Origin of the sequence: Pseudomonas sp. Yb2C2, assembly GCF_052112325.1 — a bacterium.
GTDB lineage: Bacteria > Pseudomonadota > Gammaproteobacteria > Pseudomonadales > Pseudomonadaceae > Aquipseudomonas > Aquipseudomonas marginalis.
Window position 1 is genome coordinate 65,957 of sequence record NZ_JAVAJK010000005.1, and the last position, 25,695, is coordinate 91,651.

A 25,695-nucleotide genomic window follows, 5' to 3' on the forward strand; every position below is an offset into this window, starting at 1 on the left:
CGCTCCTTATGCCTGAACCAGCGGGCCGGGGTTTTTCAGGTACTGCTCGCGGATCGCCCGGGCCGACCAGTAAGTCAATGCCGCCACCAGGCCGGTAGGGTTGTAGCCCAAGCCCTGTGGGAAAGCGGATGCGCCGGGGACAAACACGTTGTGCACATCCCAGCACTGCAAGTAGCGGTTCAGCGCACTGGTCTTCGGGTCGGTCCCCATGATCGCGCCACCGTTGAGGTGGGTGGTCTGGTAGGACGCGGTGTTGAAGTGCTCACCGACTTTTTTGCCCAGCACGGCTATCGCCTTGGGGTTCATCGCTTCGGCGACCTTGCCCATTTTCTCAACCATGAAGCGGTTCATCTTGATGTCGTTTTCCTGCCAGTCGAACGTCATGCGCAGCAACGGCAGGCCGTAGGCATCACGGTAGACAGGGTCCAGATCCAGGTAGTTACCCCGGTAGGATTGATGGGCACCGTGAGCATCCATCGACACCTGGTGGGTGTAGTAATCGGCGGTGGCGCGCTTCCAGGCACTGCCCCAGGCCGGAGTGCCGGGCGGGTTGGACGTACCGGCAATCGGCCGGCTGCCGGCCTGGTTGACCCACATCGGCGAACCGCCCACAAAGCCATGGGGCCCGTGATCGAAGTTGTCGGTGTTGAAGTCATCGATGGCCACGCCATTGCCGCCGGCACCGATAAAGTTGTTGGTATGGGTGTCCTTGTCGAAGAACGCCTTGATGGTGGCCATGTTCTGGTAGGCAAAGTTCCTGCCCACCACACCCTCATTGGTCATCGGGTCGTAAGGCTTGCCGATGCCCGACAGCAGCATCAACCGCACGTTGTGGAACTGGAACGCGCCGAGGATCACCAGGTCTGCCGGTTGTTCGCACTCTCGGCCCTGGGCGTCGATATAGGTCACGCCGGTGGCCTTGCTCTTGGTGCTGTCCAGATTGACCTTGAGCACGTGGGAGTTGGGCCGCAGCTCGAAATTCGGCACCTGGCGCAGCGCCGGCAGGATGTTCACGTTCGGCGAGGCCTTGGAGTACATGTAGCACACGTAGCCGCTGCAAAAACCGCAGAAGTTGCACGGGCCCATCTGCGCGCCGTAGGGGTTGGTGTAAGGTCCCGAGGTATTGGCTGACGGCAGGTTGTAGGGCTTGTACCCGACGCTGGCGGCGGCTTTCTGAAACAGCTGTGCGGAGACTGTGTTCTTTTGCGCTTCCAACGGAAACGGGTTGGAACGGTCCGGCGCATAGGGGTTGCCGCCACGACCTTCACCCACCACCTGGCCTTTCACGGTCCAGGCCTGGCCTGAGGTGCCGAAGACTTTTTCCGCATAGTCGAAAAACGGCTCCAGCTCTTCGTAGCTCACGCCGAAGTCCTGGATGGTCATGTCCTTGGGAATGAAATGCTTGCCGTAGCGTTCCTCGTAATGGCTGCGCATGCGCAGTTCAATCGGATCGACACGGAAATGCACGCCCGACCAGTGCAAGCCCGCACCGCCCACGCCGTTACCCGGCAAAAACGCGCCGAGCTGACGGTTAGGCAAGGCAACGTCATTCACGCTATGGCGAATCGTCACCGTCTCCTTGGAGATGTCCTGGAAGAGTTTTTTACGCACGCTGTAGGTCAGTTCGTCGATGACCTGGGGATAGTTGCCGTCCGGGTAAGTGTCCTGCATCGGGCCGCGCTCCAGCGCTACCACGTTCAGCCCGGCTTCCGTCAGCTCCTTGGCCATGATCGCGCCGGTCCAGCCGAAGCCGACAATCACCGCATCCACTTTCTTCATGATGATCGCCACGTTTATGCCCTCTCGCCGCGGATGGATACTGCCGGGAAGGGGTACTGCTCGTTGCGTTCCACCCAGTCCATGAAATCGGCGCGGGCGCCGGGGAAGCCAATCATGGTCCAGCCGACCATGCCTTTGTTGCCACCATGGATCGGGTCGCAGAAGAAGCCTTCCTTGGTGTTTTGCAGCAGCAGGTTGAAGAACATCTTCGGCGGCACCGCGTCAAAATGTGCCGTGACCTCACTGCCGCCCGCCTCCAGGCGCCGCAACATATCGTCTCGGGTAGCGCTGTCTTGCGCAGCAAAAACTTTGCCGTTGAACGCCTTCGACCAGGCATCCGTCGCGGCAATACCCAGGCGATAGATGTCCTTGGGCACCAATTTGCTCTGCCAGCCCATCTCCGGCGGCGCATCGGCATTAAACGGGCCTTGCATGAACCACAGGGCACCGCTGGCGTAAGGCGTGTTCATCTGCCGGTCGATGTACTCCGGCGCGCCAGCTTCCAGGGCGCCGGGGCCTTGGGCATCGGCCGGGATCAGACGCTCGACGGCAGCGTTGATAAACGCCCATTCCTCGGCAGTGAAATAGCTTGGCTCGTAGGCTTTTTCGCTGGCCGCAGGCTTGGCTGGCGCAGCCTCGACCGGCGCAGGCGTCGCCATCAGCATCGAACCGCCAAGGCCGGTGCTGGCAACCGTGACCACCGGGATCAAGGTCAAGGATTTGCGTAGAAAGTCACGCCGGGGGTTGTCTTGATCTTGATCAGACATGGTGGCACCTCATCATGTGGTCACGGGTTTATCAGCCGCTTCTAGGGAGTGGCTTGGCTTTTGTCGGGCGGCGAATTGGATCCAGGCGATCCAAGTGGATAGAGCGCAGCGCGCAAACAATAGTTACAAATGATAGCAGCCTAAGCATCTAGAGAATCGCTTCAGCGACTAAAGATTGAGGATTCACGATTCTTTGACGCACACCTCACACCTCCTTGACCCGCCGTGACCGACTCTGGGCGCTATCAACCACTCCCTACCTATAGGGTGACGTCGCCCATGTACAAGCATCATTGGTTGCCGGCCCTGGGCCTCGCGTTCATGGCACTGTTCACCACAGCTTTTGTTCGGGCCGATGACGCTACGTCCCTGCGTTCTCCAGAATGGGCCCAGCCAGTGGGCGACCGCTACAACCTGCATCAAATGACGCCCACGCTCTATCGCAGCGCATTGCCGGATAGCAAGGCAGCGCCGTTGCTGGAACAGCTCAAGATCGGGACCGTGATCAACTTCCTGCCCGAGTCCGATAGCAACTGGCTGAAGGCGCCAGGCATCCGTCAGGTTCAGTTGAGTTATCGCACCAACCATGTGGATGACTCTGACGTGCTGGCGGCACTCAGGGCGATCAAGGAAGCGGAAGCTGACGGCCCGGTGCTGATGCACTGCAAGCACGGCTCTGACCGCACCGGCCTGATGGCGGCGATGTATCGCGTGGTGATCCAGGGATGGAGCAAGGAGGATGCGCTGAACGAGATGACCTTGGGCGGTTTCGGCACCAGTAACGGCTTCAAGGACGGCGTTCGCTACATGATGAGGGCCGATATCGACAAGTTGCGCACAGCCTTGGCGAATGGCGATTGCAGCACCAGCGCCTTTGCCCTGTGCTCAATGAACAGCTGGCTGAACCCGGCGAACAAGGATCACGAGCCCGCCGAGGAAAAAACCGCACTGCTGGTCACCCCCTGAGACGCACTCCCAGGGGGTAGACGAGTCAGTCTTTCTTCAGCTTCGGGTTAGGAAAGAACTGCACCGCCTGCACCTTCGGGTCCGGCGCTTTCAACGCCGATGTATTGACCCGCGTGCCCAATTCCTTGGGCACCGACAGACCTTGATCATTCAGCGTATCGGTGTACCCGCAGGCCACGCACTCACGATGCGGCACGCTGTCCTCGGTCCACATCTTCAACTTGTCCGGTTCGCTGCACGCCGGGCAGACCGCCCCGGCGATAAATTGCTTTTTGGTAATCACAGGCCCTTCACTCATGCTGCTGCGTCCTCACTCAGGCCGCTGTGGCGCAAGAGTGCGTCAATCGACGGGGCACGTCCGCGGAAGTCGACGAACAGCACCATCGGCGCCTGGGAGCCGCCGCGCGCCAGGATCGCCTCACGGAATGCACGGCCGGTCTCTGCGTTGAGCACGCCGTCTTCTTCGAATTTGGAGAAGGCATCCGCCGACAGCACTTCGGCCCATTTGTAGCTGTAGTAGCCCGCGGCATAACCGCCAGCGAAGATGTGCGCAAAGCTGTTGGGGAAACGGTTGTAGGCCGGAGGACGCATCACCGACACCTCATCGCGCACGCCTTCGAGCACCTGGGCCACGCTGCGGCCATCGCCATGGGTGGCATGCAATTCGAAATCGAACAGCGAGAACTCCAACTGGCGCACCATCATCAGGCCGGACTGGAAGTTCTTCGCCGCGAGCATTTTTTCCAGCAGGTCCTGGGGCAGTGGCTCGCCGCTTTCATAATGACCGGAGATCAGCGCCAGGCCTTCCGGCTCCCAGCACCAGTTCTCCATGAACTGGCTTGGCAACTCCACCGCATCCCACGCCACGCCATTGATACCGGACACGCCGGCATGCTCGACGCGGGTCAGCAGGTGATGCAGGCCATGGCCGAATTCGTGGAACAGGGTGGTCACTTCATCGTGGGTCAGCAGGGCAGGCTTACCGCTGTCGGCCGGGGTGAAGTTGCACACCAGGTTCGCCACCGGGCTTTGCAGCACACCGTCGATGGTGCGACGACGGTCGCGCGCGCCGTCCATCCAGGCACCGCCACGCTTGTTGGCGCGGGCGTACAGGTCGAAGAAAAAACGCCCGACGTGCTGGCCGTTTTCCTTGATTTCAAACAGGCGAACATCCGGGTGCCAGGTGTCGAAGCCTTTTTGCTCGGCAATCTCGATGCCGTACAAACGCTGCACGATGGCGAACAGGCCGCCCAGCACCTTGTCGATCGGGAAGTAGGCGCGCAGGGCTTCCTGGGACACGCTGTAGCGTTGCTCACGCAGCTTTTCGCCGTAGAAACCGCTGTCCCAGCTTTGCAGGTCGGCGCAGCCTTGTTCGGCGGCGTAGGCCTTGAGCTGTTGCAGGTCCTGGGCAGCGAACGGCTTGCTGCGCTTGGCCAGGTCACGCAGGAAGCTCAACACCTGGTCGCTGGACTCGGCCATCTTGGTGGCCAGGCTCAGCTCGGAGAACGAGGCGTAACCCAGGAGCTTGGCCAGTTCCTGACGCAGATCGAGGATCTGTTCCATCACCGGGCCGTTATCGTTCTGACCGGCATTCGGACCTTGGTCTGACGCACGGGTGCAGTAGGCCGCGTAGATTTCTTCGCGCAGGGCGCGGTCCTGGGCGTAGGTCATGACCGCGTAGTAGCTCGGAAACTCCAGGGTGATCAGCCAACCGTCGAGGCCTTTGGCCTGCGCGGCAGCGGCCATCTGCGCCTTGGCCGAATCGGTCAGGCCGGCGAGGGTGGCTTCCTCGGTGACGTGCTTGGTCCACGCCTGGGTGGCGTCCAGCAGTTGGTTGGAGAATTTGCTGCCCAGCTCGGAAAGCTTGCTCTGCACTTCGGCATAACGTTTTTGCTGCTCAGGCGGCAAGTCGATACCCGAGAGGCGGAAGTCGCGCAGGGAGTGTTCAAGAATAGTTTTTTGCGCCACGTCGAAACCGGCGGCTTCCGGGCTGTTGGCCAGGGCTTCGAAGGCTTGGAACAGCGCGCGGTTCTGGCCCATCTCGGTGGAGTAGGCACTCAACGCCGGCAGGCACGCCTCGTAGGCTTCGCGCAGCTCGGCGCTGTTGCACACGGCGTTGAGGTGGCTGACCGGGCTCCAGGCGGCGCCCAGGCGATCATTCAATTCGTCCATGGCCAGCACCAGGCCGGCCCATGTCGGATTTTTACCCTGGCTTTGCAGGATGCCTTCGATGGCAACACGGTTGTCGGCGAGGATCTGTTCGATGGCCGGTTGCACGTGCTCGGCACGGATCGCCGAGAACGGCGGCAGGTCGTAGGACTGCAGAAGAGGGTTGTTCGCGCTCACGGTTGGCACCTTGGCTGAAGAAACATGTAAGAACAAAGATGGGGCCATCTTAATTACAATCAACGCCCACCGCAGCTATCAGCACATAAGAGAGAGGCTATCGTGACCCTTCGCACCTATCAGAACCACACGCCAACCCTGGGCGCCGGGGCTTTTGTCGATATTTCGGCGGTGGTGATCGGCGATGTCGAAATCGGCACCGACAGCTCGGTCTGGCCGCTGACCGTGATTCGCGGCGACATGCACCGCATCCGTATCGGCGCGCGCACCAGCGTGCAGGACGGCTGCGTGCTGCACATTACCCATGCCGGACCGTTCAATCCTGACGGTTTCCCGCTGCTGATCGGCGATGACGTGACCATCGCCCACAAGGTCATGCTGCACGGCTGCACGGTGGGCAACCGGATTTTGATCGGCATGGGCAGCATCGTGATGGACGGCGCCGTGGTGGAAGACGACGTCATCATCGGCGCCGGCAGCCTGGTGCCACCGGGCAAGAAACTCGACAGTGGTTTTTTGTATGTGGGCAGCCCGGTTAAACAAATCCGCCCGCTGACTGACAAGGAACGCGCCTTTTTCACCTACAGCGCCGCCAACTACGTGAAGCTCAAAGACCTGCACCTGGCTGAAGGATTCGACCAATGACCCTCCCTTACCAAACCGTCCTGTTCGACCTGGATGGCACCCTCACCGACCCACGCGAGGGTATCACCCGCTCGATCCAGTACGCCCTTGGCAAACTGGGCATCGACGAACCCGACCTGACCCAACTCGAACACTTCATCGGCCCGCCGTTGCTGCAAGCCTTCATGCAGTTCTACGACTTCGATGAGGCCAAGGCCTGGGAGGCGGTGAATTTCTACCGCGAGCGCTTCAAGGTCACCGGGCTGTATGAAAACCGCGTATTCGAGGGCGTGATGCCGCTGCTCGAAGACCTGGACAAACAGGGCCGCCAGTTGTACGTCGCCACATCCAAGCCCTGGGTGTTTGCCCGCGAGATCGCGCGGCATTTCGATTTTGCCAGGCACTTCAAGGTGATCTACGGCAGTGAACTGGACGGGACACGCACCAACAAGGTTGAGTTGATTGCGCATGTGCTCCGCGAAGAAGGCCTGGATCCGGCCACTACCTTGATGATCGGTGATCGTAAGCACGACCTGATAGGGGCGCGCAGCAATGGCGTGGATTCGGCGGCCGTCGGTTATGGGTTTGGCAGTTTCGAAGAGTTGAACGCCGAAGCGCCGACCTGGCATTTCGAGACGTTGGCGCAGATGCATCAGGCGTTTTTGATGCGGCCCTGAGGCCGCCATCGGGGGCAAGCCTCCTCCCACATTGGGAGCGGCTTGCCCGCCGATGAGGCTCTACCGATCAGTACCTTCCAACCGCCTCAACGCAGCCTTGCGCTGCCCCACCGGCAACTCGCCCATCTTCTCCACTGCGGCGTAAAACTTGCGCCAATCCCCGCCTTCCTGCCTGAACAACGCCGCAAACGCCGGCACCCACCGGTCATACAGCCCGAACGGCAACAACCGCGCATTGTTCATCGGCAGGTTCATCCAGACGTCATAACGCTTGTCCCCGCCCCATTGGCTATCGCGCATCTGCCGGTACTCACGGCGCAACGCCTCGAATTCGGCCGCCTTGGCCTGGCGCATCGCCTCGACGGACAGCAGTTGCACGTAGAGTTTTTCCAGGCGCTTACGTGTATCGAGGATCAACTGGGTAAATTGGTCCCGCTGCTGCCGCGTCGAGCTGCCAAGCGGCGCCAGGCCCTGGGCCGCGCGCCACTGGCGGGTGCCTTCCTGCTCGACGAAGCTGGCAAACGACTCGTTGAATTCGGTGTCGTCCTGCACGTAGAACCGCTGGTGCGCCAGCTCATGGAAGATCAGCGTGGCCAGGCGTTCGTCGCCCCAGTTCATCATCGAATTCATGATCGGGTCGTTGAACCAACCCAGGGTGGAATAGGCTTCGACGCCACCTATCGATACGTCCATGCCTTGCTGGCGCAACAACGCCGCCTCACCCCGTGCCGCGCCCTGGCTGTAATAGCCGCGATAGGCCACGCAACCGGCAATGGGGAAGCAATGGGTTTGAGGCGCCAGGGAAAATTCCTGCGTGGCGAAGACATTCCAGACCACATAAGGTCGGCCGATATCGGCATACAGCCGGTAACTTTGGTTGTCAGGCAGATTCAGGTGTTCGCTGGCGAAGGTTCGAGCTTTCTGTGCTTGAGCCAGATGATCACGCAGCCCCTGCGGCCGCGACGGATCGGCGATGACCTCGGCAACCGGCTCCCGGGCTCGCAACAGCTGCCACTGACCACCTGCCAATTGGCTGTAGTAACTGACGCTGGAGCAGCCACTGAGCAGCACGACTATCAACCCTGGAAGAAAACGCCTGACCATGCCCCGACCGCTCCTGGGTGATGTGTTCGCCAGACTATCGCGCCTGAAGGGGATTTTTCCACGGCGTGGCGTGTTTATACTCAAAGCTCTCCTTGCGTTGAGTACCTGCCATGCGCCAGCTCCTGCTTCCCGTCGTCGCCCTGTTGCTCAGCGCCTGCGCTTCGACCCCCCTGCCGCCGGTCGATCCGCATCAGGCCTGGGTCGATTTCGCTACGCCAACGCCGGGAGCCAAGCTGGTGATGGCGCAGCGCCTGGATGGTAAGAACCTGCCGGACGGACGCTACTTCCAGGTTTCACCGGGCAGTCACGAGTTGATGGTGCGCTTTGATTTCGAGGTGCCGACCGGCGGCAGCCTCAATGGCTTTGGGCAAACGGCCGACCGCACCTGTTTCATCACTCTGCAGTACGACCATTTCGAGGCTGGCCAACGCTATCGCCTGGAAGGGCGCTCATTGGCCTTCACGCCGAATATCCGGCTGTATAACGCCGCTCGCCAATTGCTGGCGGAAGAACGCAGCGTCAACTGTCTCTGATCAATCGTTGTTCTTCTGATAGATGATGGCTTTGGTACCGTTCTCACAGCTGCCGACGACCATGGCGACGTCGTGCTTGTCAGCCTCTTCCTTGCTGACAATTTCCAAGGTGTAGGACGGAACTGCGTTCGCCTGGATCTTGACCTCAATCTCTTTCCTGAGCTCTTCGCAGTCTTTTGGTGCGGCCACAGCCGATGTGGCCAACACACCGCAAATGATCGCCAAAGCAAAACGTTTCATGTGTGAAGCTCCCTGAATGCATGCGCACGGGTGTGCGCCTAAGGCTGCATAGGCTATAGGACCACATTCGGGAAACACGAGTTCTGATTTAACGCAGAACAAAATGTGGGAGGGGGCTGGCCCCCTCCCACACTGGACCTGCAGTGTCAGTTGACCAGCGTGGCATCCAGGCTGATCTTCGCATTCAGCACCTTGGACACCGGGCACCCTTCCTTGGCCTTCTTGCTCAATTCATCGAACTGCGCCTGGCTGGCACCTGGAATCTTGGCCTTGAGCACCAAGTGCACGGCGGTGATCGCGAAGCCGCCATCGACCTGGTCCAAGGTCACTTCGGCCTGGGTGTCGATGCTGTCAGCCTTGAGCCCGGCGTCGCCGAGAATCATGGAAAAAGCCATGGAGAAACAGCCGGCGTGGGCCGCGCCAATCAGTTCTTCAGGATTGGTACCCTTGCCGCCTTCGAAACGGGCCTTAAAGCCGTAGGGCGCTTCGCGCAGCACGCCGGTTTCGGTGGAAATGGAGCCCAGGCCAGTCTTCAGATCACCTTCCCAATGCGCGGATGCCTTTTTAACGATACTCATAGCTTTCTCCTCGAACGGTGGTTTTGCGTCGGTAAGGTTCTGAGGATAGACGCGCCGGCAAAGTTCAGTTGTAAGAGAAACCTAGCAATTAAGTAGGAAATTTCATTGCTGCTATTGAATCTCGGGTATATGCCCTCATTGCATAGGACATGCACATGAAGCGGCAGGTTTTGGTTCGTCTAAGAAGCCTGCGCCCCCATTGGAGAAGCAGGCTTATGAAATCGCTGTCCGACGTAAAGTTCTCGACCCTCGACCTGGTGCCGGTGCGCGCCAACGGCAGCCCGGCGCAGTCGTTGCGCAATTCCCTGGATTTGGCCCAGCATGTGGAAAAGTTCGGCTACAACCGTTTCTGGGTGGCGGAACACCACAATATGGATGGCATCGCCAGCTCGGCCACCTCGGTATTGCTGGGTTACTTGGCCGGCGGTACCTCGACGATTCGCGTCGGCTCCGGCGGCGTGATGCTGCCCAACCATGCACCGCTGGTGATCGCCGAGCAGTTCGGCACCCTGGAAAGCCTCTACCCCGGACGTATCGACCTGGGCCTGGGCCGCGCACCCGGCTCCGACCAGATGACCGCTCGCGCCCTGCGCCGTGAACGCTCCGGCAGCGCGGATGACTTCCCGGAAGACGTGGCCGAGCTGATGGCCTACCTCGGCCCACGCACACCGGACCAACGGGTGATTGCGGTGCCCGGCACCGGCACCAACGTACCGGTATGGCTGCTGGGTTCCAGCCTGTTCAGCGCGCAACTGGCGGGCGAACGCGGTTTGCCCTACGCCTTCGCCTCCCATTTCGCACCGCGTTTGATGCACGAGGCGATTCGCGTGTACCGCAACCACTTCAAGCCCTCGGCCGTGCTGGACAAGCCTTACGTGATGCTCGGCATTCCATTGGTTGCCGCCGACACCGATGAGCAGGCCGACTACCTGGCCACCTCGGTGTACCAGCGCATCCTTGCCTTGATGCGCGGGCAAAGCCTGGTGCAGCGCCCACCGGTGAAAACCATGGACGGCCTGTGGCTGCCCCATGAAAAAGACGCCGTCGGCAGTTTCCTCGGACTGGCAATGGTGGGCAGCCCGGCGAAGATCCGTGCCAAGCTGGAAGTACTGATCGAACAGACCGGCGCCGACGAATTGATCTTCACCTGCGACCTGTACGAGCACGCCGATCGGATTCATTCCTACGAGCTGCTGGCGCAGTTGATGAAGGGCTAAACCCCCAGGCGAAAAAAAACCGACGCACCTGTGCGTCGGTTTCAAGCCTGCCACACGGGATTAACCGCGCTTGTAGACGATTTCCTTGGTACCACCCTCACAGGTGCCAACCACTTTAGCGTCGGTCGAGGCGCCTTTATCCACGACTTCCAGCGAATAACCCGAAGCGCCCTTGGCGTCGATTTTCGCTGCAATTTCACTTTTCAGCTCTTCACAAGGCTTGCCCGCCGCCAGGGCTGTGCCCGCAATGCTCAACAAACCTACCGCTAACAGGAACTTCTTCATCCGTCACTTTCCTTGCGCTGATTGAAACGAGCGTGCCGACGCTGCAGGCATCGGCACCCATTGTTTGTAGCGCAGGTTATGGCAATCGGCCAGCCGGCAAGTTCAACCGACGCGATCAACTACTGGCAATTCGAAACCCCACCTTGAGCGTGACCTGATAGTGGGCGACCTTGCCGTCCTTGATATGACCACGGGTCTCCGTCACCTCAAACCACTCCAAGTGCTTGATGCTCTTGTTGGCTTCGGCCAGGGCATTGTTGATTGCGTCTTCGATGCTGGTGGTGGATGAACCTACCAATTCGACTTTCTTGTAGGTGTGATGATCAGACATGGTGTTTCTCCTGAGGGTCGTCAATAAAGCCTAGCAGTCATTGTTCATACTGCTTCTGGCGACCGTTCCTACCCGAAAGTTCAGATTTACTGCACTTTCTGAAAACGCTGGAGTCGGTATCTACACACGCCACTCAATCACTTCAGGAGAATTCACATGGCCAACACTTCTTTACGCAAAGCGTCGCTGGAAAGCATGGAAGCCGAGATTTCGAGCCTGCTCAAGTCCCTTGAGAGCCTCAAGGACGATGCGTCGGATGAGTCGCGCAAAACCCTGAAGGCCCTGAAAAGCAATGCCGAGAATGCCCTCAAGCATTCCCGTCACCTGATCAGCGATGCCTACGAAGAAAGCAAAGTCAAAATCCGCGAAACCGGTGTTGCCACCCGGGACTACGCACAAGAGCACCCATGGACCACCGCCGGCGTCGCCGTTGGCGCACTGGGCCTGCTGGCGGCTTACCTGCTGTGCAAACGCGGTGACTGATTGACCGGCTACACCGGCTGGCGCGCCAGCTCAGCCTTGAGCCAGTGCGCCAATTGACCCGCGCGCCCGTCTGCGGCGCGCTTGGGTAGCCACAACGCCAGGTGCGCCGGGGTTTCACTGAAACCCCACGGCGCCACCAGGCGACCCGCACGCAGGTCCTCTGCTACCAGCGGTTCTGGCGCAATCGCCACGCCCAACCCTGCAACCGCCGCCTCCAGCAAATAATACAAATGCTCAAAACCCTGGCCGTGTTTCAACGCGCCGGGCTCGATGCCGTGCTGCTGCGCCCAACTGGGCCAGGCTTGCGGACGGGACGTGGTGTGCAATAAAGCTTCGCCACACAAGGCGTGCGGCGGCGCCTGGCGCAGGCGCTGGTAGCCGGCAAAACGCGGGCTCATCACCGGGCCGATACGCTCGCTCGCCAGTTCATATACCTGCATATCCGCCGGCCACGGCGGTTCGGCGAAGACCAGCAGGGCATCGAGACCGGGGCGTCGGGGGTCAAGGTCGCCGTCGCCCGCCGACAGGTGCAGGCGCAGGTCCGGCAGGTCGGCATTCAAGCGTCCCAGGCGCGGGATCAACCAACGCGCCAGCAGACTGCCTGAGCAGCCGAGCACGAAAGGCGCGTCGGCGCTGGCCTGGGTGAGTTCGGCGCACACGTCCCGCAAGCGCTCGAACGCCTCCGCGCTGGCATCTCGTAACCGCACACCTGCATCTGTGAGTTTAAGGCCGCGCCCGTCCTTGATGAACAGGCTGACACCTAAATGCTCCTCCAGCACTTTCAACTGGCGGCTGACCGCACCGTGGGTCACGTGCAATTGCTCGGCAGCCTGGCTGACGCTGTTGAGGCGGGCAGTGGCTTCAAATGCGCGCAGGGCATTGAGGGGCGGGAGGTCGCGGCTCATCTGTGAGTTTTCCTGACAGGTTACAGCGATCTTATCGGTTTTCAGCGCCGGATGTGAGGGGTAGAGTGGCCGTCATTGCTTCCCATACAGAATTCCTACCTGGAGCGTCCCATGACTCAGTCCCAGACCGATCTGCGCAACGGCCCTGATGCCAACGGCCTGTTTGGCGCGTTTGGCGGCCGCTACGTCGCCGAAACCCTGATGCCGTTGATCCTCGACCTGGCCCGCGAATACGAAGCGGCCAAGATCGATCCGGCGTTCAACGAAGAGTTGGCCTACTTCCAGCGCGACTACGTCGGCCGCCCCAGCCCGCTGTATTTCGCCGAGCGCCTGACCGAGTTCTGCGGCGGCGCCAAGATCTACCTCAAGCGCGAAGAGCTGAACCACACCGGCGCGCACAAGATCAACAACTGCATCGGCCAGATCCTGCTGGCGCGGCGCATGGGCAAGAAACGCATCATCGCCGAGACCGGCGCCGGTATGCACGGTGTGGCGACCGCCACCGTGGCCGCGCGTTTCGGCCTGCAGTGCGTGATCTACATGGGCACCACCGACATCGAGCGCCAACAGGCCAACGTGTTCCGCATGAAGCTTTTGGGCGCTGAAGTGATCCCGGTGGTCGCCGGCACCGGCACCCTCAAGGACGCCATGAACGAAGCCCTGCGCGACTGGGTGACCAACGTCGACGACACCTTCTACCTGATCGGCACCGTGGCCGGCCCGCACCCGTACCCGGCGATGGTGCGCGACTTCCAGGCCGTGATCGGCAAGGAAACCCGCACCCAGCTGCAAGCCCAGGAAGGCCGCCTGCCGGACAGCCTGGTGGCATGCATCGGCGGTGGCTCCAACGCCATGGGCCTGTTCCACCCATTCCTGGACGACACCAGCGTCGAGATCATCGGCGTTGAAGCCGCCGGCCACGGCATCGAGACCGGCAAGCACGCCGCCAGCCTCAACGGTGGCGTACCGGGCGTGCTGCACGGCAACCGTACCTTCCTGCTGCAGGACGACGACGGCCAGATCATCGACGCCCACTCGATTTCCGCCGGCCTCGACTACCCCGGCATCGGCCCGGAACACGCCTGGTTGCACGATATCGGCCGCGTCCAGTACACCTCGGTGACCGACGATGAAGCCTTGGACGCGTTCCACAAATGCTGCCGCCTGGAAGGGATCATTCCTGCCCTGGAAAGCGCCCATGCCCTGGCCGAAGTGTTCAAGCGCGCACCGACCCTGCCGAAGGATCACCTGATGGTGGTCAACCTGTCCGGCCGTGGCGATAAAGACATGCAGACCGTGATGCACCACATGGAACAGTCTCAGCAGGAGAAACACTAAATGAGCCGCCTGCAAACCCGCTTTGCGCAACTCAAGGAACAAAACCGCGCCGCCCTGGTGACCTTCGTCACGGCCGGTGACCCGGGTTATGACACCTCGCTGGCGATCCTCAAGGGCTTGCCCGCTGCGGGCGCCGATGTGATCGAGTTGGGCATGCCCTTCACCGACCCGATGGCCGACGGCCCGGCCATCCAACTGGCCAACATCCGCGCACTGGAAGCCAAGCAGAACCTGCTGAAAACCCTGCAGATGGTGCGAGAGTTCCGCAAGGACAACAACGACACCCCGCTGGTGTTGATGGGCTACTTCAACCCGATCCACAAATACGGCGTGCCTAAGTTCATCGCTGACGCCAAAGAGGCCGGCGTCGACGGCCTGATCGTGGTCGACATGCCGCCCGAGCATAACGGCGAGCTGTGCGACCCGGCCCAGGCTGCGGGTATCGACTTTATTCGCCTGACCACGCCGACCACCGATGACGTGCGCCTGCCGACCGTGCTCAACGGCAGTTCCGGGTTCGTGTACTACGTATCCGTGGCCGGTGTGACAGGCGCCGGCGCCGCGACCCTGGAACACGTCGAGGAAGCCGTGACCCGCCTGCGTCGGCATACCGACCTGCCGATCAGCATCGGTTTTGGTATCCGCACACCGGAACAGGCGGCCGCCATCGCGCGCCTGGCCGATGGCGTGGTGGTGGGCTCGGCCCTGATCGATCACATCGCCAATGCCAGTAACGATCAACAAGCAATCGATGGCGTATTGAGCCTGTGCGCGGCGCTGTCGGAAGGTGTGCGCAACGCCCGTAAGTAAGCGCCATGTAGCGAGAGGTAAAGTTCCTGATACAGAGGAATCAACGCGCGCAATCACGGCCTAAACAGCAAGACCAAGGGATTTCGAACCGCGTTCGAGATCCCTTTTTTGTATGTGTGCCCTGAGGAATACCCGATGAAAATGCCCAAATCCGTGATTGCAGGTCTTGGTGTGCTGGTGCTTGGCGCCAGCGCCCTGGTGCAAGCCGCGCCGCCTGACCAGCGGGGTGACGACCGTGGCGGCCCGCAGGGCCAGCACGAGCAACGGGGCGACGACCATCGCGGCCCGCAGGACAACCGTCGCGGAGGCCCGCCCCAGGACTTCGGCCCGGTACGCCAGATCATTCACGATAACCACGGCCAGTTCTCCCGTGGCGCACCGCCGCCGCCGAATGTGCGCCTGGTGCGCGGCCAGCCCCTGCCGCGCGGCTATTACGGCGAGCGCCTGGACAACCGTGCGCTGGCGCGCCTGCCGGTGTACCCGGGTTATGAGTGGCGCCGTTCGGGGCCGGATGTGGTGTTGATCGCGGTGGGTACCGGTATCGTCTATGAAATTCTGGACGGCGTGCTGAACTGATCCGGGCTTTTTCCATATAGGCTAGGCTTGAGGGGGAACACACCCCCTCAACACACTTCGTGCCTATTGCCGTCTAACCACCTCTGCAAGTCACGCCTTCTTGCGTTGCCGGTCGTTAAGTTAGCTGCATCAGAAGTCATTATCGTCTCCTAGGAGTCCATCATGGCATTTGATCTCATCACCCCCTCGGACCGTCGTCATTCCACGTTGCAAAAGGGTTTCAACCTGCGCTGGCCATTGGGCAACGTCCAGGGCGAGTCTTCATCCAACGGCGCCAGCCAGATCTACCTCTGCCACACCCCACGAGACATCATCGACGCAGCCGCCCAGGCCCTGGCTGTGCCCAATGGCCGTATCACGGTGCGCAGCGGCGGGCATTGCTATGAAGGATTTGTCTCTAACAAGATGCCGGATGCGCCAGGCGAGGTGTTGTCGATCCTGGACATCGGCCAGATCAACCAATTGGCCTACGACCCCAACGGCCTGATCAGCTCAGTGCTGGTACCCGCTTCGCCCCATCGCTATGCATTCCGCCTGGAGCCCGGCTGCCAGAACTGGGACACCAGCGTCGCGCTGTACAAATTGGCAGGCAAGGCGCTGCCCAGTGGATCCTGCTATTCGGTGGGACTGGGCGGGCATATCTGCGGCGGCGGCTATGGGTTGTTGTCGCGTAAATACGGGCTGGTCTGCGACTGGCTGGACGGCGTCGACTTGCTGGTCGCAATGGACCCGGCTCGGGTCTTGAACCTGTCCATGTCTCCCGTAACAGCCTCGACACTGATGAGCTGGACCTGTTCGCCGCCTGTTGCGGCGCCGGTGGTGGGCAGTTCGGCATCATCACCAGTTACTATTTCAAGACGCTGCCGCCAGCCCCGGACGAAGTGCTTTGGCTGCCATTGGAATGGGACTGGTCAGACCTCACACGCGCCGCCCTCGAACGTTTGCTGCACGCCTATCAAAACTGGTTCGTGGACCATCAGGCCGACCCGGCAACCTGGGGCCTGGCCACCAAACTGGAAATGCGTCATCTGAACACTGGCAACGTGACCCTGGGCATCCACTACGTCGACAAGGACGGGAAGCTCGATGACCTGGCGCCTTTCGACGACTTTGTCAGCAGCATGCAGACCGCGGTGGGTGTCGGTGCGACGGAGTCGCTCCTGCCGTTCCACGTCGCGCATCAGCCACGTGGCGGGCAAAAGGGCCGCTGGGTCGACTCCCTGCAGAGTGCCCATGAGGCCGCCAGGCGTTTGGACTGGCTGTACGCCACCCAATCGCTCAACGGTTCCGGTGACAATCAGCGCGGGCGGTATAAATCGGCGTATCAGAAAGGCGGGTTTACACAGCGCGTGCTGGACGCGATCTGGACGACGCTGACCTTGCCGGACCCCGAGCAATACCTGACCCAGAGCCTGATCCAGATCCAGTCGTTCGGCGGGCGCATCAACCAGATGGACGGCCCGATCCTGGCGCAGACGTCAGCCGCGCAACGCTCCTCGTACCTCAAATGGCAACCGCAGTGTTACTGGCACGCCGACGATGACGCCATCGACCGCGCCCATGCCGACTGGATCCGCAGCCTCTATTACGCTGCATTCACCAACGGTGTTCCCAATGACCCTGAGTTCGAGGGCTGCTACATCAACTACCCCGACCTGGACATGACCCACCTCGGTGGCAATCCCGCTAACCCCAGGAACCCTCTGTGGTATGGAATTTTCTTCCCCAACACGATCATCGAGAACCGCCTGCGCCGAACCAAGCAACGCTGGGATCCTTCGAATGTGTTCCGTAACGAAATGTCGGTGCCCTGAGCCCGGCCAACGGGCGGCCCGCAGGCCGCCCACTGCTTACAGCTCGATCCGCTCGACCTTGCCCACCAGCAGCACATAGGAGAGTGCGCCCAACAGCGCCAGCACGGCGATGTAGGTGATCGCCGGCGCAAACGAATCGCCACTGGCCAGGAAACCGATGACGATCGGCGTGGCAATCGCCGCCAGGTTGCCGATGAAGTTGAACACCCCGCCGGTCAGTCCCAGCAGACGTGCCGGGGCAAGCGTCGAGACCAGCGACCAAGTGATCGAGGCCAGGCCATTACCGAAGAACGCCAGGGCCAGGAAGGCGATGACCAACGGTGTCGATTCGACGAAGTTGGCGCCAATGATCGCCGTAGAGATCAACAGGCCGCTGATGATCGGCAACTTGCGGGCAAACCCCACCGAGGCGCCACGGCGGATCAGCCAGTCGGAAAACAACCCCGAACACAGCACGCCGACGAAAGCCGCGAGGAAGGGCAGTGACGCGAGCATGCCGGACTTGATGAAGTCCATGCCGCGGTATTTCACCAGGTAGGTCGGGAACCAGGTCAGGAAGAACCACAACGTGGAGTTCAGGCAGAACTGCCCCAGGTAGATACCCCACAACTTGCGCTTGCTCAGGACGATGCCCAGGTCGACCCAGCTGAAGGGCGCCTTGCTCTTGCTCGCTTGTGCGCTCAAGTCCACCAGCCCGCCACCTTCGCGGATCAATTCGATTTCAGCGGCGTTGACGCCTTTGAAATCACGGGGCTCGCGATACAGGGCATACCAGATTGCCGCCCACAGAATGCCCACGCCACCGGTCACGACAAATACCATGTGCCAGCCGTAATGGTGCTGCAACCAGGCCAGGACCGGCGTCAGGAACGCCAGCCCGACAAACTGCCCGGAGGTGTAGAAGCCAATGGCCGTGGCGCGCTCACGCTCGGGGAACCAGCTGGTGACCACGCGACTGTTGATGGGGTAAGCCGGTGCTTCCAGGGCACCCACCGCCATGCGCAGCACAAACAGCGCAATGAAGCTGGCGGCAAAACCGAGCATCACGGTGGCGATAGACCACAGCAACAGGGCGGCGGTGTAGAGGATACGCGGCGGCACCCGGTCCACCAGCCAGCCGCCGGGGATCTGCATGGCGGCGTACGTCCAGCCGAACGCGGAGAAAATCAGCCCGACATGTACCGGGTCGATACCCAGTTCGCTGGTCAGCGCCGGGGCGGCAATCGACAGGTTGCTGCGGTCGAGGTAGTTGATCACGACGGTGATAAACAGCAGCACCATGATGAAGTAGCGCTTTCGGGTAGGCGTGACTAAAGAAGCCTGCCCGCTCAAGGATTCAGGTTGCATGGTAGGTGCCTCTTCTTATATTTGTTGAGGAAGGGACTTCTGCAGAAACCGGATCAACATGTGGGAGGGGGCAAGCCCTCTCCCACATGTTTGACCGCGTTCTTTCAGGCAGACATCACCACTCGGCAAAGCTGCCGTCGGCGTGGCGCCAGATCGGGTTGCGCCAGCGATGGCCGATGGCTGCGCGTTCGATCACGTATTCCTCGTTGATCTCGATCCCCAGGCCCGGCCCGTTGGGGATTTTCACAAAGCCCTGGTCATAGTCGAACACGCCCGGGTCGCGCACGTAGTCGAGCAGGTCGTTGCTCTCGTTGTAGTGAATGCCCAGGCTTTGCTCCTGGATAAACGCGTTGTAGCAAACCGCATCCAGTTGCAGGCACGCCGCCAAGGCAATCGGGCCCAGCGGGCAGTGCAGGGCCAGGGCCACGTCGTAGGCTTCGGCCATGTTGGCGATCTTGCGGGTTTCGGTGATACCGCCCGCGTGGGAAGCGTCCGGCTGGATGATGTCGACGTAGCCTTCGCTGAGCACGCGCTTGAAGTCCCAGCGCGAGAACAGACGCTCGCCCAGGGCAATCGGGGTGCTGGTCAGCGGCGCCAGTTCCTTGAGGGCTTCGTAGTTTTCGCTGAGCACCGGCTCTTCGATAAACATCAGTTTGTACGGGTCCAGTTCTTTCATCAGCACCTTGGCCATGGGCTTGTGCACACGGCCATGGAAGTCGACGCCGATGCCGACGTTAGGGCCGACCGCATCGCGCACGGCCGCGACGTTGGCCAGGGCCAGGTCGACTTTTTCGAAGCTGTCGACGAACTGCAACTCTTCGGTGCCGTTCATTTTCACCGCAGTAAAGCCACGGGCCACGGCCTCTTTGGCGGCGCGGGCGGTGTCGGCAGGGCGGTCGCCACCGATCCACGAGTACACGCGAATCTTGTCGCGTACCTGGCCACCCAACAGGTCGCTGACCGATACGCCCAGGGCCTTGCCCTTGATGTCCCAAAGCGCCTGGTCGATGCCGGCGAGGGCGCTCATGTGCACGGCGCCGCCACGGTAGAAGCCGCCGCGGTAGAGCACGGTCCAGATATCTTCGATATTGCGTGGGTCCTTGCCGATCAGGTAATCGGACAGTTCCTCGACCGCCGCAGCCACGGTGTGAGCGCGGCCTTCGACTACGGGCTCACCCCAGCCGGTCACGCCCTGGTCGGTCTCGACCTTGAGGAAGCACCAGCGCGGCGGGACGATAAAGGTCGTCAGTTTGGTGATTTTCATCTGTTATCTCTCTTATAGATGCAGCGCCAGGGGCGCGGAACTTGATCTCAGCTCAGGGCTTTCCAGGCGGCGACATAAGCCTGGGCGCGGCTCGCTACCTGATCCACTGTCATACCCGGTTTGAACAACCCGGAACCCAGCCCGAACCCCTTGGCGCCGGCGTCGATAAACACCTGCATGTTGTCCGGGGTAATGCCGCCCACCGGCAGCAGCAACGTGCCTGCCGGCAATACCGCCAGCCACGCCTTGATCACAGAAGGGCCCATTTGCTCGGCCGGGAACAGCTTCAACACGTCGGCGCCTTCATCCAGCGCGGCGAACGCCTCGGTGGGCGTGGCCACCCCCGGCGACAGGTACAGGCCAGCGGCTTTGGCGGCGCGCAGGACCTTGGCATCGCTGTGGGGCATGACGATCACTTGGCCACCAGCGGCTTTCACCTGCTCGACCTGCGCAGGCGTCAACACCGTACCGGCGCCGATCAGGCAATCGGCGGGCAGGCTGTCGCGCAGGGTGCGGATGCTGGTGTAAGGGTCCGGCGAGTTGAGCGGGACTTCGATCACGCGAAAACCGGCGTCGTACAGCACCTGGCCGACCGCCTGGGCTTCGTCCGGGCGCACACCGCGCAGGATCGCGATCAAACCGTTTTGTGCCAGTGCTTGCTTGAGCATGTCAGGCCTCCGTTGCAGGTTGAGTGAGCCCGGCGGCCACTGCCAGTTGCCACAGGCCGCGCTCGGTCGCTTCCTGCGCCAGGCTGACGTGGGCGAAACCGCAGAGGGCGAGGGCGCGTTGGTAGCGCACGCAAAGCGGGCCAGCGCCCACCAGGATGATGGGGATGTGCCGTGCACTGGCTGGCAAGCCGGCCAGTTCATGGCCGATCAGCAGGCCGGACAGGTAATCGGGCTGCTGCTCAGGGGTGAGTTCGGCGGTCAGGCCCAGGGTGCGCGCACTGAACAAGGTCGACAGCACGCCGCGCTGGCCATCGTTCGACAGCGCCACTTGAACGCCGCGGTCAAAAGCCTCGGCCTGAAACTGCGCGGATACCTTTTGCGTACGCCCCAGCAGGCTGTGCTTGCTCAGCACCGCGAACAGTTCACCGGTCATGAAGGTATCGAAGTGGGTGATGCAACCTTCCACCACCTCGACCCATTTGGAATGGCTGCCGGGCAGGCCGATCAACATTTCACCGTTGGCCGACAGGCTTTGCAGCACACCCAGCACCTGGGTTTCTTCACCGCGCATCACATTGGGCAAACCGACCTGCTCGATCACGCCGGGCACGATACGCACATCGACGCCGCGCAGGCTGCGCACCGTGTGCAACGCCTGGCCCAGGCTGGCGACGTCGACCGGCGTATTGCGATATGCCGCCTCGCTCCAGCCCTGGGCGCTGCCGACCATGCCGCAGGCGATCACTGGAAGATGGGGTTGGGCGTCGAGCCAGTCGCCGCATGCCGCATCGAACGCCAACTCGAAGCCATCGCTGCAGTGCACACCGCCGATGTCCCGGGGCTCACTGGGCAAATGCATGATGCCCGACGCCAGCGAGCGCTGTTCCAGCACGACGCCTGCGGGCCCGAGTTTATAAGCACGAAGGGAGCTGGTCCCCCAATCGAGCGCGATCAATTGCGCCTGCATCGCTTCACCTGAAATGAGTGGGTGCTGAAAAAAGCAGATGGGCGAATATAAACCTATGGCCGGCAATATCTCAATATATAAATAACAGTCCCATATATTGAGACAAGACAAGATAAATCCTACAACTTCCTCGCCTTTTACTGCGGGAAGGGGCGGTTTTTATCTGATAAGGGGAGGTTAAAAAACCGACAGGTCCAGCTCGCGCATCGCACCCATCCAGATCGCGTGATCGGTGTGATCCTTCAGCTCATCGCCGGTTTCGGGGTGCAGGAACACCACCAGCCCATTGCGATGCAGCGCCAGCCACGGCAGCACCACGCCAATGTATTCGGCATCGAACGCCAGCTGGCAGCTCCAGTCCGGGTGCGGACCTACGGGCCGTTCATGCACACGGCCCATGCGCAGCGGGAACAGTTTCGCGCCGTCTTCACATAGGGTGCGCGCCTGGTCGATGGTGCTGGCGTCAAAGTAGATATGGGCATGGTAGCCCTTGATACGTTGCATGACGGACTCCGGATCCAATGTGCGGCAAATCCTAGACCGCAATCGATGGCAGGGCCAGTCCGGTCAGGGACTGCGCGCTGCTGGCCTGTTCTGCCTGCAACCAGTCGACGAAACGTTCGACCAACTGCCCACGCCGCTTGCGCTGGGGCTGCACCACGTAATAGCCAAAGCGCGAAATCACCGTGTTGCCGATCGGTCGGCACAACCAGTTCTGTTCCAGCAGGTTATCCACCAAATGGCGCCAGCCGATCGCCACCCCTTGGCCGGCAATCGCTGCCTGGATCAATAAGGTGTAGTTGTCGAATCGCAGCTGGCCGGGCGTGGGTGCGGCGGTGATACCCAGCTCGCGGAATACACCACTCCAGTCGAACCACTGGCTGTTGTTTTCCTGGCGCAGGTGCAGCAACGGGTAGTCGGGCAAGGTGTGCACAGTCAAAGGCCTGGCCTGCTCCTTGAGCCATTGCGGGCTGCACACCGGGAACACTTCCTCGTTGAACAGCCAAAGGCTGTCGCCCTGCTTGAAGCGGCCATCGCCAAACAGCACTGCCACATCGATGTCACTGCGCAGTGTCGCGTGGTTGCGCTCGCTGGTCACCAGGCTCACGTCCACCTGCGGGTTGGCGGCGTGGAAGCGATGCAGGCGCGGCATCAGCCAATAGGCGGCGAACGCAAAGTCTGTGGCCACTTGCAGCACTTCGTGCTGGTCCTGCTGGGTAATCACACTGAGGCCCTGGTTGATGTTCTGCAAACCGCCTTGCACATGCTCGAACAGCAGGGCGCCGGCGTCGGTCAGTTCGATGCCCCGATAGATGCGGTCAAACAGGCGGATCGTCAGTTGTTCTTCAAGGCGCTTGATCTGCTGGCTGATCGCCGGCTGAGTGGTACCCAGCTCCATCGCAGCGGCGGTAAAGCTGCGATGGCGCGCGGCCGCCTCGAATGCGCGTAGCAGGTCGAGGGACAGGTCTCCAAGGGCTTCATACATAAGCTGCGCTTATCCTAGACATTGCTCGTCATGGGCTTTACCCCATTTTACATGGGCTGCATGCTCATTCGCATAAACACTGCCTATGGAATGCCGAAGACCCATGAAGCGCAAGAACATTCTTTTCATCATGGCCGATCAAATGGCCGCGCCGATGCTGCCGTTCTACGGACATTCCCCCATCAAGCTGCCGAATTTGAGCCGCCTCGCCGCACAGGGCGTGGTGTTCGACGCGGCCTATTGCAACAGCCCACTGTGTGCCCCCTCACGCTTCACCCTGGTCAGCGGCCAATTGCCGAGCAAGATCGGCGCCTACGACAACGCGGCGGATTTTCCCGCCGATGTGCCGACCTATGCCCACTACCTGCGGCGCCTCGGTTATCGCACCGCGCTGTCGGGCAAGATGCACTTCTGCGGCCCCGACCAACTGCATGGCTATGAAGAACGCCTGACCAGCGACATCTACCCCGCCGACTATGGCTGGGCAGTGAATTGGGATGAGCCGGACGTACGCCCCACCTGGTACCACAACATGTCCTCGGTGCTGCAAGCCGGCCCGTGCGTGCGTACCAACCAGCTGGATTTCGACGAAGAGGTGGTGTTCAAGGCCCAGCAGTACCTGTTCGACCACATCCGCGAAGACGGTGACCAGCCGTTCTGCTTGACCGTGTCGATGACCCATCCCCACGACCCGTACACCATTCCCAAGCCGTTCTGGGACCTGTACGACGACAACGACATCCCTTTGCCTGCAACGCCGAACCAGGAAGATCTCGACCCGCATTCCCAGCGTCTGCTCAAGGTCTATGACCTGTGGGACAAGCCGCTGCCTGTGGATAAAATTCGCGACGCCCGCCGCGCCTACTTCGGCGCGTGCAGCTACATCGACAGCAATGTCGGCAAGCTGCTGCAGACCCTGGAAGACACCGGCCTGGCCGACGACACCATCATCATTTTCTCCGGCGACCACGGCGACATGCTCGGTGAACGCGGCCTCTGGTACAAAATGCACTGGTTTGAAATGGCCGCCCGCGTGCCGCTGCTGGTCAGTGCGCCGGGGCAATTTGCGCCGGGCCGCGTAACCCAGGCAGTGTCCACCGCCGACCTGCTGCCGACCCTGGTGGAACTGGCCGGCGGCGAGCTGGACCCGCGCCTGCCCCTGGACGGCCGCTCGCTGGTCCCGCACTTGCAGGGGCAGGGCGGGCATGACGAAGTCTTTGGCGAATACATGGCCGAAGGCACCATCAGCCCATTGATGATGATTCGCCGTGGCGCCTACAAATTCATCTACAGCGAAGACGACCCTTGTCTACTGTTCGATGTGCACAACGACCCGCACGAGCGGGAAGACCTCAGCCAGTCACCGGAACACCGGCCACTGTTCGAGGCGTTTTTGAATGAGGCGCGGGCCAAGTGGGACATCCCGGCGATCCACCAGCAGGTGGTCGCCAGCCAACGCCGTCGTCGCCTGGTATTCGAGGCGCTGACCCAAGGCAAGCTGAAGAGCTGGGATCACCAGCCACTGGTGGACGCCAGTCAGCAATACATGCGCAACCATATCGACCTCGACGACCTGGAGCGCAAGGCACGTTATCCACAACCCTGCCAAAACCAATAAATACAGAGGGAAGGCCATGCAAAAGTTAACTGCAGTAGTGGGCATGTTGGTGCTAAGTAGTGCCAATGCGTATGCGGACACCCGCTGTGAGACCGTGAAGATGGCCGATCCAGGCTGGAGCGACATTGCCGCCACCAACGCCATTACCGGTTTCCTGCTGAACGGCATGGGCTACAAGGCCAAGGTCGACACCCTGGCGGTGCCGATCACCTTCGGCGGGCTCAAGGACGGCCAGGTGGATGTGTTCCTGGGTAACTGGATGCCGGCGCAGCAGGGCTTCTACGACAAGTTCGTGGCCAACGGCGATGTGGTGCAGTTGGCGAAGAACCTCGACGGCACCGAGTTCACTCTCGCCGTGCCGGATTATGTGTGGGATGCCGGGGTGCATGACTTTGCCGACTTGAACAAATTCGCCGACAAGTTCGACAAGAAGATCTACGGCATCGGCTCGGGCGCGCCGGCAAATATCTCGCTGCAGGAGATCATCAAGAAGAATGACTTCGACCTTGGCCAGTGGAAGCTGATCGAGTCCAGCGAGCAGGCAATGCTGGCGGAAGTGTCACGGGCGGTGAAGAAGCAGAAATTCGTCACCTTCCTCGGCTGGACACCGCACCCGATGAACGTGCAACTGAAAATGCACTATCTCAAAGGCGGCGAGAAATACTTCGGTGACACCGGCAGTGTGTATACCTTGACCCGCAAAGGGTATGCGCAGGCCTGCCCTAACGTTGGCAAACTGTTGACCAACCTGAGTTTCACCCAGGAGATGGAGAACAGCATCATGGCTGAGGTGGCCAACAACAAGGTCAGCAATGCCGACGCGGCGAAGGCGTGGATCAAGGCGAACCCGGCTGTATTGGACAAATGGCTCGACGGTGTGAAAACCGTGGATGGCAAGGACGCGTTGCCGGCAGTAAAGGCCAAACTCTAGGGCCTTGCGCTATTCCAATGTGGGAGGGGGCTTGCTCCCGA

General features: G+C 61.1%; 29 protein-coding genes. 13 read left to right on the forward strand and 16 right to left on the reverse strand.

Annotation, left to right across the window (positions count from 1 at the left end; all coding sequences use genetic code 11):
• Nucleotides 1–6 precede the first annotated feature (6 nt).
• A complete protein-coding gene (locus Q8X51_RS08400; protein ID WP_407693777.1) occupies nucleotides 7–1,779 on the reverse strand; it encodes a GMC family oxidoreductase in 1,773 nt (590 codons plus the stop codon).
• A 14-nt stretch (nucleotides 1,780–1,793) separates the two neighbouring features.
• Complete coding sequence (locus tag Q8X51_RS08405) at nucleotides 1,794–2,546, reverse strand: gluconate 2-dehydrogenase subunit 3 family protein (RefSeq protein ID WP_027608123.1); 753 nt, start codon at nucleotides 2,544–2,546, stop codon at nucleotides 1,794–1,796.
• Between the two features lie 279 nt (nucleotides 2,547–2,825).
• Here Q8X51_RS08405 and Q8X51_RS08410 point away from each other — a divergent pair, with 279 nt between their 5' ends.
• Complete coding sequence (locus tag Q8X51_RS08410; RefSeq protein ID WP_065946459.1) at nucleotides 2,826–3,512, forward strand: phosphatase domain-containing protein; 687 nt, start codon at nucleotides 2,826–2,828, stop codon at nucleotides 3,510–3,512.
• A gap of 25 nt (nucleotides 3,513–3,537) precedes the next feature.
• Here the strand turns inward: Q8X51_RS08410 and Q8X51_RS08415 are convergent, their stop codons facing one another.
• Both Q8X51_RS08415 and prlC read right to left on the reverse strand, forming a co-directional pair.
• Complete coding sequence (locus Q8X51_RS08415; RefSeq protein ID WP_027608125.1) at nucleotides 3,538–3,810, reverse strand: YheV family putative zinc ribbon protein; 273 nt, start codon at nucleotides 3,808–3,810, stop codon at nucleotides 3,538–3,540.
• A complete protein-coding gene (prlC, locus tag Q8X51_RS08420; protein WP_065926837.1) occupies nucleotides 3,807–5,858 on the reverse strand; it encodes an oligopeptidase A in 2,052 nt (683 codons plus the stop codon). Before prlC ends, Q8X51_RS08415 begins: the two co-directional genes overlap by 4 nt.
• 102 nt (nucleotides 5,859–5,960) lie before the next feature.
• Between prlC and Q8X51_RS08425 the strand changes: the two genes are divergently transcribed.
• Complete coding sequence (locus Q8X51_RS08425) at nucleotides 5,961–6,503, forward strand: gamma carbonic anhydrase family protein (protein WP_027608127.1); 543 nt, start codon at nucleotides 5,961–5,963, stop codon at nucleotides 6,501–6,503.
• Nucleotides 6,500–7,159, forward strand: a complete 660-nt coding sequence (locus Q8X51_RS08430; protein WP_065926835.1) for an HAD family hydrolase — start codon at nucleotides 6,500–6,502, stop codon at nucleotides 7,157–7,159. Before Q8X51_RS08425 ends, Q8X51_RS08430 begins: the two co-directional genes overlap by 4 nt.
• A gap of 60 nt (nucleotides 7,160–7,219) precedes the next feature.
• Here the strand turns inward: Q8X51_RS08430 and Q8X51_RS08435 are convergent, their stop codons facing one another.
• Nucleotides 7,220–8,263: an aminopeptidase gene (locus Q8X51_RS08435; RefSeq protein WP_407693776.1), complete on the reverse strand. Its 1,044-nt coding sequence runs from the start codon at nucleotides 8,261–8,263 to the stop codon at nucleotides 7,220–7,222.
• Nucleotides 8,264–8,373: 110 nt separating this feature from the next.
• Here Q8X51_RS08435 and Q8X51_RS08440 point away from each other — a divergent pair, with 110 nt between their 5' ends.
• Nucleotides 8,374–8,796 carry a PA0061/PA0062 family lipoprotein gene (locus tag Q8X51_RS08440; RefSeq protein WP_065926833.1) on the forward strand — a complete coding sequence of 141 codons (423 nt, stop codon included), beginning with the start codon at nucleotides 8,374–8,376 and terminating at the stop codon, nucleotides 8,794–8,796.
• Here the strand turns inward: Q8X51_RS08440 and Q8X51_RS08445 are convergent, their stop codons facing one another.
• Together Q8X51_RS08445 and Q8X51_RS08450 are read right to left on the reverse strand one after the other, a co-directional pair.
• Nucleotides 8,797–9,036 carry a DUF1161 domain-containing protein gene (locus Q8X51_RS08445; protein WP_017734725.1) on the reverse strand — a complete coding sequence of 80 codons (240 nt, stop codon included), beginning with the start codon at nucleotides 9,034–9,036 and terminating at the stop codon, nucleotides 8,797–8,799. It abuts the gene before it with no gap.
• Between the two features lie 146 nt (nucleotides 9,037–9,182).
• Entirely contained in the window at nucleotides 9,183–9,614 is a 432-nt protein-coding gene (locus Q8X51_RS08450; RefSeq protein WP_065926832.1) for an OsmC family protein, read from the reverse strand.
• Between the two features lie 215 nt (nucleotides 9,615–9,829).
• Between Q8X51_RS08450 and Q8X51_RS08455 the strand changes: the two genes are divergently transcribed.
• Complete coding sequence (locus Q8X51_RS08455; RefSeq protein ID WP_021491416.1) at nucleotides 9,830–10,831, forward strand: LLM class flavin-dependent oxidoreductase; 1,002 nt, start codon at nucleotides 9,830–9,832, stop codon at nucleotides 10,829–10,831.
• Between the two features lie 60 nt (nucleotides 10,832–10,891).
• Here the strand turns inward: Q8X51_RS08455 and Q8X51_RS08460 are convergent, their stop codons facing one another.
• Together Q8X51_RS08460 and Q8X51_RS08465 are read right to left on the reverse strand one after the other, a co-directional pair.
• Nucleotides 10,892–11,116: a DUF1161 domain-containing protein gene (locus tag Q8X51_RS08460; RefSeq protein WP_005783407.1), complete on the reverse strand. Its 225-nt coding sequence runs from the start codon at nucleotides 11,114–11,116 to the stop codon at nucleotides 10,892–10,894.
• 115 nt (nucleotides 11,117–11,231) lie between these two features.
• Nucleotides 11,232–11,447, reverse strand: coding sequence for a dodecin (locus Q8X51_RS08465; RefSeq protein WP_027608132.1), 216 nt, complete (start codon nucleotides 11,445–11,447; stop codon nucleotides 11,232–11,234).
• Nucleotides 11,448–11,603: 156 nt separating this feature from the next.
• Between Q8X51_RS08465 and Q8X51_RS08470 the strand changes: the two genes are divergently transcribed.
• A complete protein-coding gene (locus Q8X51_RS08470) occupies nucleotides 11,604–11,930 on the forward strand; it encodes a DUF883 family protein (protein ID WP_003170746.1) in 327 nt (108 codons plus the stop codon).
• 8 nt (nucleotides 11,931–11,938) lie between these two features.
• Here Q8X51_RS08470 and Q8X51_RS08475 read toward each other — a convergent pair whose 3' ends face one another.
• Complete coding sequence (locus Q8X51_RS08475; RefSeq protein ID WP_065926831.1) at nucleotides 11,939–12,835, reverse strand: LysR family transcriptional regulator; 897 nt, start codon at nucleotides 12,833–12,835, stop codon at nucleotides 11,939–11,941.
• A gap of 111 nt (nucleotides 12,836–12,946) precedes the next feature.
• On the opposite strand from Q8X51_RS08475, the gene trpB reads away from it, so the two are divergent.
• From trpB to Q8X51_RS08500, 5 genes are all read left to right on the forward strand, one after another.
• Nucleotides 12,947–14,173: a tryptophan synthase subunit beta gene (gene trpB / locus Q8X51_RS08480; RefSeq protein ID WP_027608134.1), complete on the forward strand. Its 1,227-nt coding sequence runs from the start codon at nucleotides 12,947–12,949 to the stop codon at nucleotides 14,171–14,173.
• A complete protein-coding gene (gene trpA / locus Q8X51_RS08485) occupies nucleotides 14,174–14,983 on the forward strand; it encodes a tryptophan synthase subunit alpha (protein ID WP_065926830.1) in 810 nt (269 codons plus the stop codon).
• Between the two features lie 135 nt (nucleotides 14,984–15,118).
• Nucleotides 15,119–15,559, forward strand: coding sequence for an anti-virulence regulator CigR family protein (locus Q8X51_RS08490; protein ID WP_027608136.1), 441 nt, complete (start codon nucleotides 15,119–15,121; stop codon nucleotides 15,557–15,559).
• A gap of 162 nt (nucleotides 15,560–15,721) precedes the next feature.
• Complete coding sequence (locus Q8X51_RS08495) at nucleotides 15,722–16,591, forward strand: FAD-binding protein (protein ID WP_407693775.1); 870 nt, start codon at nucleotides 15,722–15,724, stop codon at nucleotides 16,589–16,591.
• Entirely contained in the window at nucleotides 16,528–17,373 is an 846-nt protein-coding gene (locus Q8X51_RS08500) for a BBE domain-containing protein (protein ID WP_407693774.1), read from the forward strand. The genes Q8X51_RS08495 and Q8X51_RS08500 overlap by 64 nt, the downstream gene beginning before the upstream one ends.
• Before the next feature lie 36 nt (nucleotides 17,374–17,409).
• Here Q8X51_RS08500 and Q8X51_RS08505 read toward each other — a convergent pair whose 3' ends face one another.
• The 6 genes from Q8X51_RS08505 to Q8X51_RS08530 all read right to left on the reverse strand — a co-directional run bounded on the left by Q8X51_RS08505 (nucleotide 17,410) and on the right by Q8X51_RS08530 (nucleotide 23,105).
• A complete protein-coding gene (locus Q8X51_RS08505; RefSeq protein WP_027608138.1) occupies nucleotides 17,410–18,720 on the reverse strand; it encodes an MFS transporter in 1,311 nt (436 codons plus the stop codon).
• A 115-nt stretch (nucleotides 18,721–18,835) separates the two neighbouring features.
• Nucleotides 18,836–19,984, reverse strand: coding sequence for a galactonate dehydratase (gene dgoD, locus Q8X51_RS08510; RefSeq protein ID WP_003170741.1), 1,149 nt, complete (start codon nucleotides 19,982–19,984; stop codon nucleotides 18,836–18,838).
• Between the two features lie 47 nt (nucleotides 19,985–20,031).
• A complete protein-coding gene (locus Q8X51_RS08515) occupies nucleotides 20,032–20,652 on the reverse strand; it encodes a 2-dehydro-3-deoxy-6-phosphogalactonate aldolase (protein WP_053127387.1) in 621 nt (206 codons plus the stop codon).
• A 1-nt stretch (nucleotide 20,653) separates the two neighbouring features.
• On the reverse strand, nucleotides 20,654–21,619 hold the full coding sequence (locus Q8X51_RS08520) for a 2-dehydro-3-deoxygalactonokinase (RefSeq protein WP_065926828.1): 966 nt from the start codon (nucleotides 21,617–21,619) through the stop codon (nucleotides 20,654–20,656).
• Nucleotides 21,620–21,796: 177 nt separating this feature from the next.
• On the reverse strand, nucleotides 21,797–22,123 hold the full coding sequence (locus Q8X51_RS08525; protein WP_027608141.1) for a DOPA 4,5-dioxygenase family protein: 327 nt from the start codon (nucleotides 22,121–22,123) through the stop codon (nucleotides 21,797–21,799).
• Nucleotides 22,124–22,154: 31 nt separating this feature from the next.
• On the reverse strand, nucleotides 22,155–23,105 hold the full coding sequence (locus Q8X51_RS08530; RefSeq protein ID WP_137211759.1) for a choline sulfate utilization transcriptional regulator: 951 nt from the start codon (nucleotides 23,103–23,105) through the stop codon (nucleotides 22,155–22,157).
• A 103-nt stretch (nucleotides 23,106–23,208) separates the two neighbouring features.
• On the opposite strand from Q8X51_RS08530, the gene betC reads away from it, so the two are divergent.
• Together betC and choX are read left to right on the forward strand one after the other, a co-directional pair.
• On the forward strand, nucleotides 23,209–24,723 hold the full coding sequence (gene betC, locus Q8X51_RS08535) for a choline-sulfatase (protein WP_407693773.1): 1,515 nt from the start codon (nucleotides 23,209–23,211) through the stop codon (nucleotides 24,721–24,723).
• A 16-nt stretch (nucleotides 24,724–24,739) separates the two neighbouring features.
• The gene (gene choX, locus Q8X51_RS08540; RefSeq protein ID WP_065926825.1) at nucleotides 24,740–25,654 is read left to right on the forward strand and encodes a choline ABC transporter substrate-binding protein; all 915 of its coding nucleotides are present in this window, start codon (nucleotides 24,740–24,742) and stop codon (nucleotides 25,652–25,654) included.
• The last annotated feature ends 41 nt before the right edge of the window (nucleotides 25,655–25,695 follow it).

What these genes read in the sequence shown, in the direction of transcription:
- Q8X51_RS08455 (WP_021491416.1), top strand. Translation starts at nt 9,830, where the DNA reads ATGAAATCGCTGTCCGACGTAAAGTTCTCGACCCTCGACCTGGTGCCG.
- Q8X51_RS08525 (WP_027608141.1), bottom strand. Translation starts at nt 22,123, where the DNA reads ATGCAACGTATCAAGGGCTACCATGCCCATATCTACTTTGACGCCAGC.
- Q8X51_RS08490 (WP_027608136.1), top strand. Translation starts at nt 15,119, where the DNA reads ATGAAAATGCCCAAATCCGTGATTGCAGGTCTTGGTGTGCTGGTGCTT.
- Q8X51_RS08435 (WP_407693776.1), bottom strand. Translation starts at nt 8,263, where the DNA reads ATGGTCAGGCGTTTTCTTCCAGGGTTGATAGTCGTGCTGCTCAGTGGC.
- Q8X51_RS08515 (WP_053127387.1), bottom strand. Translation starts at nt 20,652, where the DNA reads ATGCTCAAGCAAGCACTGGCACAAAACGGTTTGATCGCGATCCTGCGC.
- Q8X51_RS08495 (WP_407693775.1), top strand. Translation starts at nt 15,722, where the DNA reads ATGGCATTTGATCTCATCACCCCCTCGGACCGTCGTCATTCCACGTTG.
- Q8X51_RS08415 (WP_027608125.1), bottom strand. Translation starts at nt 3,810, where the DNA reads ATGAGTGAAGGGCCTGTGATTACCAAAAAGCAATTTATCGCCGGGGCG.
- Q8X51_RS08530 (WP_137211759.1), bottom strand. Translation starts at nt 23,105, where the DNA reads ATGTATGAAGCCCTTGGAGACCTGTCCCTCGACCTGCTACGCGCATTC.
- Q8X51_RS08450 (WP_065926832.1), bottom strand. Translation starts at nt 9,614, where the DNA reads ATGAGTATCGTTAAAAAGGCATCCGCGCATTGGGAAGGTGATCTGAAG.
- trpA (WP_065926830.1), top strand. Translation starts at nt 14,174, where the DNA reads ATGAGCCGCCTGCAAACCCGCTTTGCGCAACTCAAGGAACAAAACCGC.
- Q8X51_RS08460 (WP_005783407.1), bottom strand. Translation starts at nt 11,116, where the DNA reads ATGAAGAAGTTCCTGTTAGCGGTAGGTTTGTTGAGCATTGCGGGCACA.
- Q8X51_RS08475 (WP_065926831.1), bottom strand. Translation starts at nt 12,835, where the DNA reads ATGAGCCGCGACCTCCCGCCCCTCAATGCCCTGCGCGCATTTGAAGCC.
- Q8X51_RS08430 (WP_065926835.1), top strand. Translation starts at nt 6,500, where the DNA reads ATGACCCTCCCTTACCAAACCGTCCTGTTCGACCTGGATGGCACCCTC.
- Q8X51_RS08405 (WP_027608123.1), bottom strand. Translation starts at nt 2,546, where the DNA reads ATGTCTGATCAAGATCAAGACAACCCCCGGCGTGACTTTCTACGCAAA.
- Q8X51_RS08505 (WP_027608138.1), bottom strand. Translation starts at nt 18,720, where the DNA reads ATGCAACCTGAATCCTTGAGCGGGCAGGCTTCTTTAGTCACGCCTACC.
- betC (WP_407693773.1), top strand. Translation starts at nt 23,209, where the DNA reads ATGAAGCGCAAGAACATTCTTTTCATCATGGCCGATCAAATGGCCGCG.
- trpB (WP_027608134.1), top strand. Translation starts at nt 12,947, where the DNA reads ATGACTCAGTCCCAGACCGATCTGCGCAACGGCCCTGATGCCAACGGC.
- Q8X51_RS08445 (WP_017734725.1), bottom strand. Translation starts at nt 9,036, where the DNA reads ATGAAACGTTTTGCTTTGGCGATCATTTGCGGTGTGTTGGCCACATCG.
- Q8X51_RS08470 (WP_003170746.1), top strand. Translation starts at nt 11,604, where the DNA reads ATGGCCAACACTTCTTTACGCAAAGCGTCGCTGGAAAGCATGGAAGCC.
- Q8X51_RS08410 (WP_065946459.1), top strand. Translation starts at nt 2,826, where the DNA reads ATGTACAAGCATCATTGGTTGCCGGCCCTGGGCCTCGCGTTCATGGCA.
- choX (WP_065926825.1), top strand. Translation starts at nt 24,740, where the DNA reads ATGCAAAAGTTAACTGCAGTAGTGGGCATGTTGGTGCTAAGTAGTGCC.
- dgoD (WP_003170741.1), bottom strand. Translation starts at nt 19,984, where the DNA reads ATGAAAATCACCAAACTGACGACCTTTATCGTCCCGCCGCGCTGGTGC.
- Q8X51_RS08400 (WP_407693777.1), bottom strand. Translation starts at nt 1,779, where the DNA reads ATGAAGAAAGTGGATGCGGTGATTGTCGGCTTCGGCTGGACCGGCGCG.
- Q8X51_RS08520 (WP_065926828.1), bottom strand. Translation starts at nt 21,619, where the DNA reads ATGCAGGCGCAATTGATCGCGCTCGATTGGGGGACCAGCTCCCTTCGT.
- Q8X51_RS08465 (WP_027608132.1), bottom strand. Translation starts at nt 11,447, where the DNA reads ATGTCTGATCATCACACCTACAAGAAAGTCGAATTGGTAGGTTCATCC.
- Q8X51_RS08440 (WP_065926833.1), top strand. Translation starts at nt 8,374, where the DNA reads ATGCGCCAGCTCCTGCTTCCCGTCGTCGCCCTGTTGCTCAGCGCCTGC.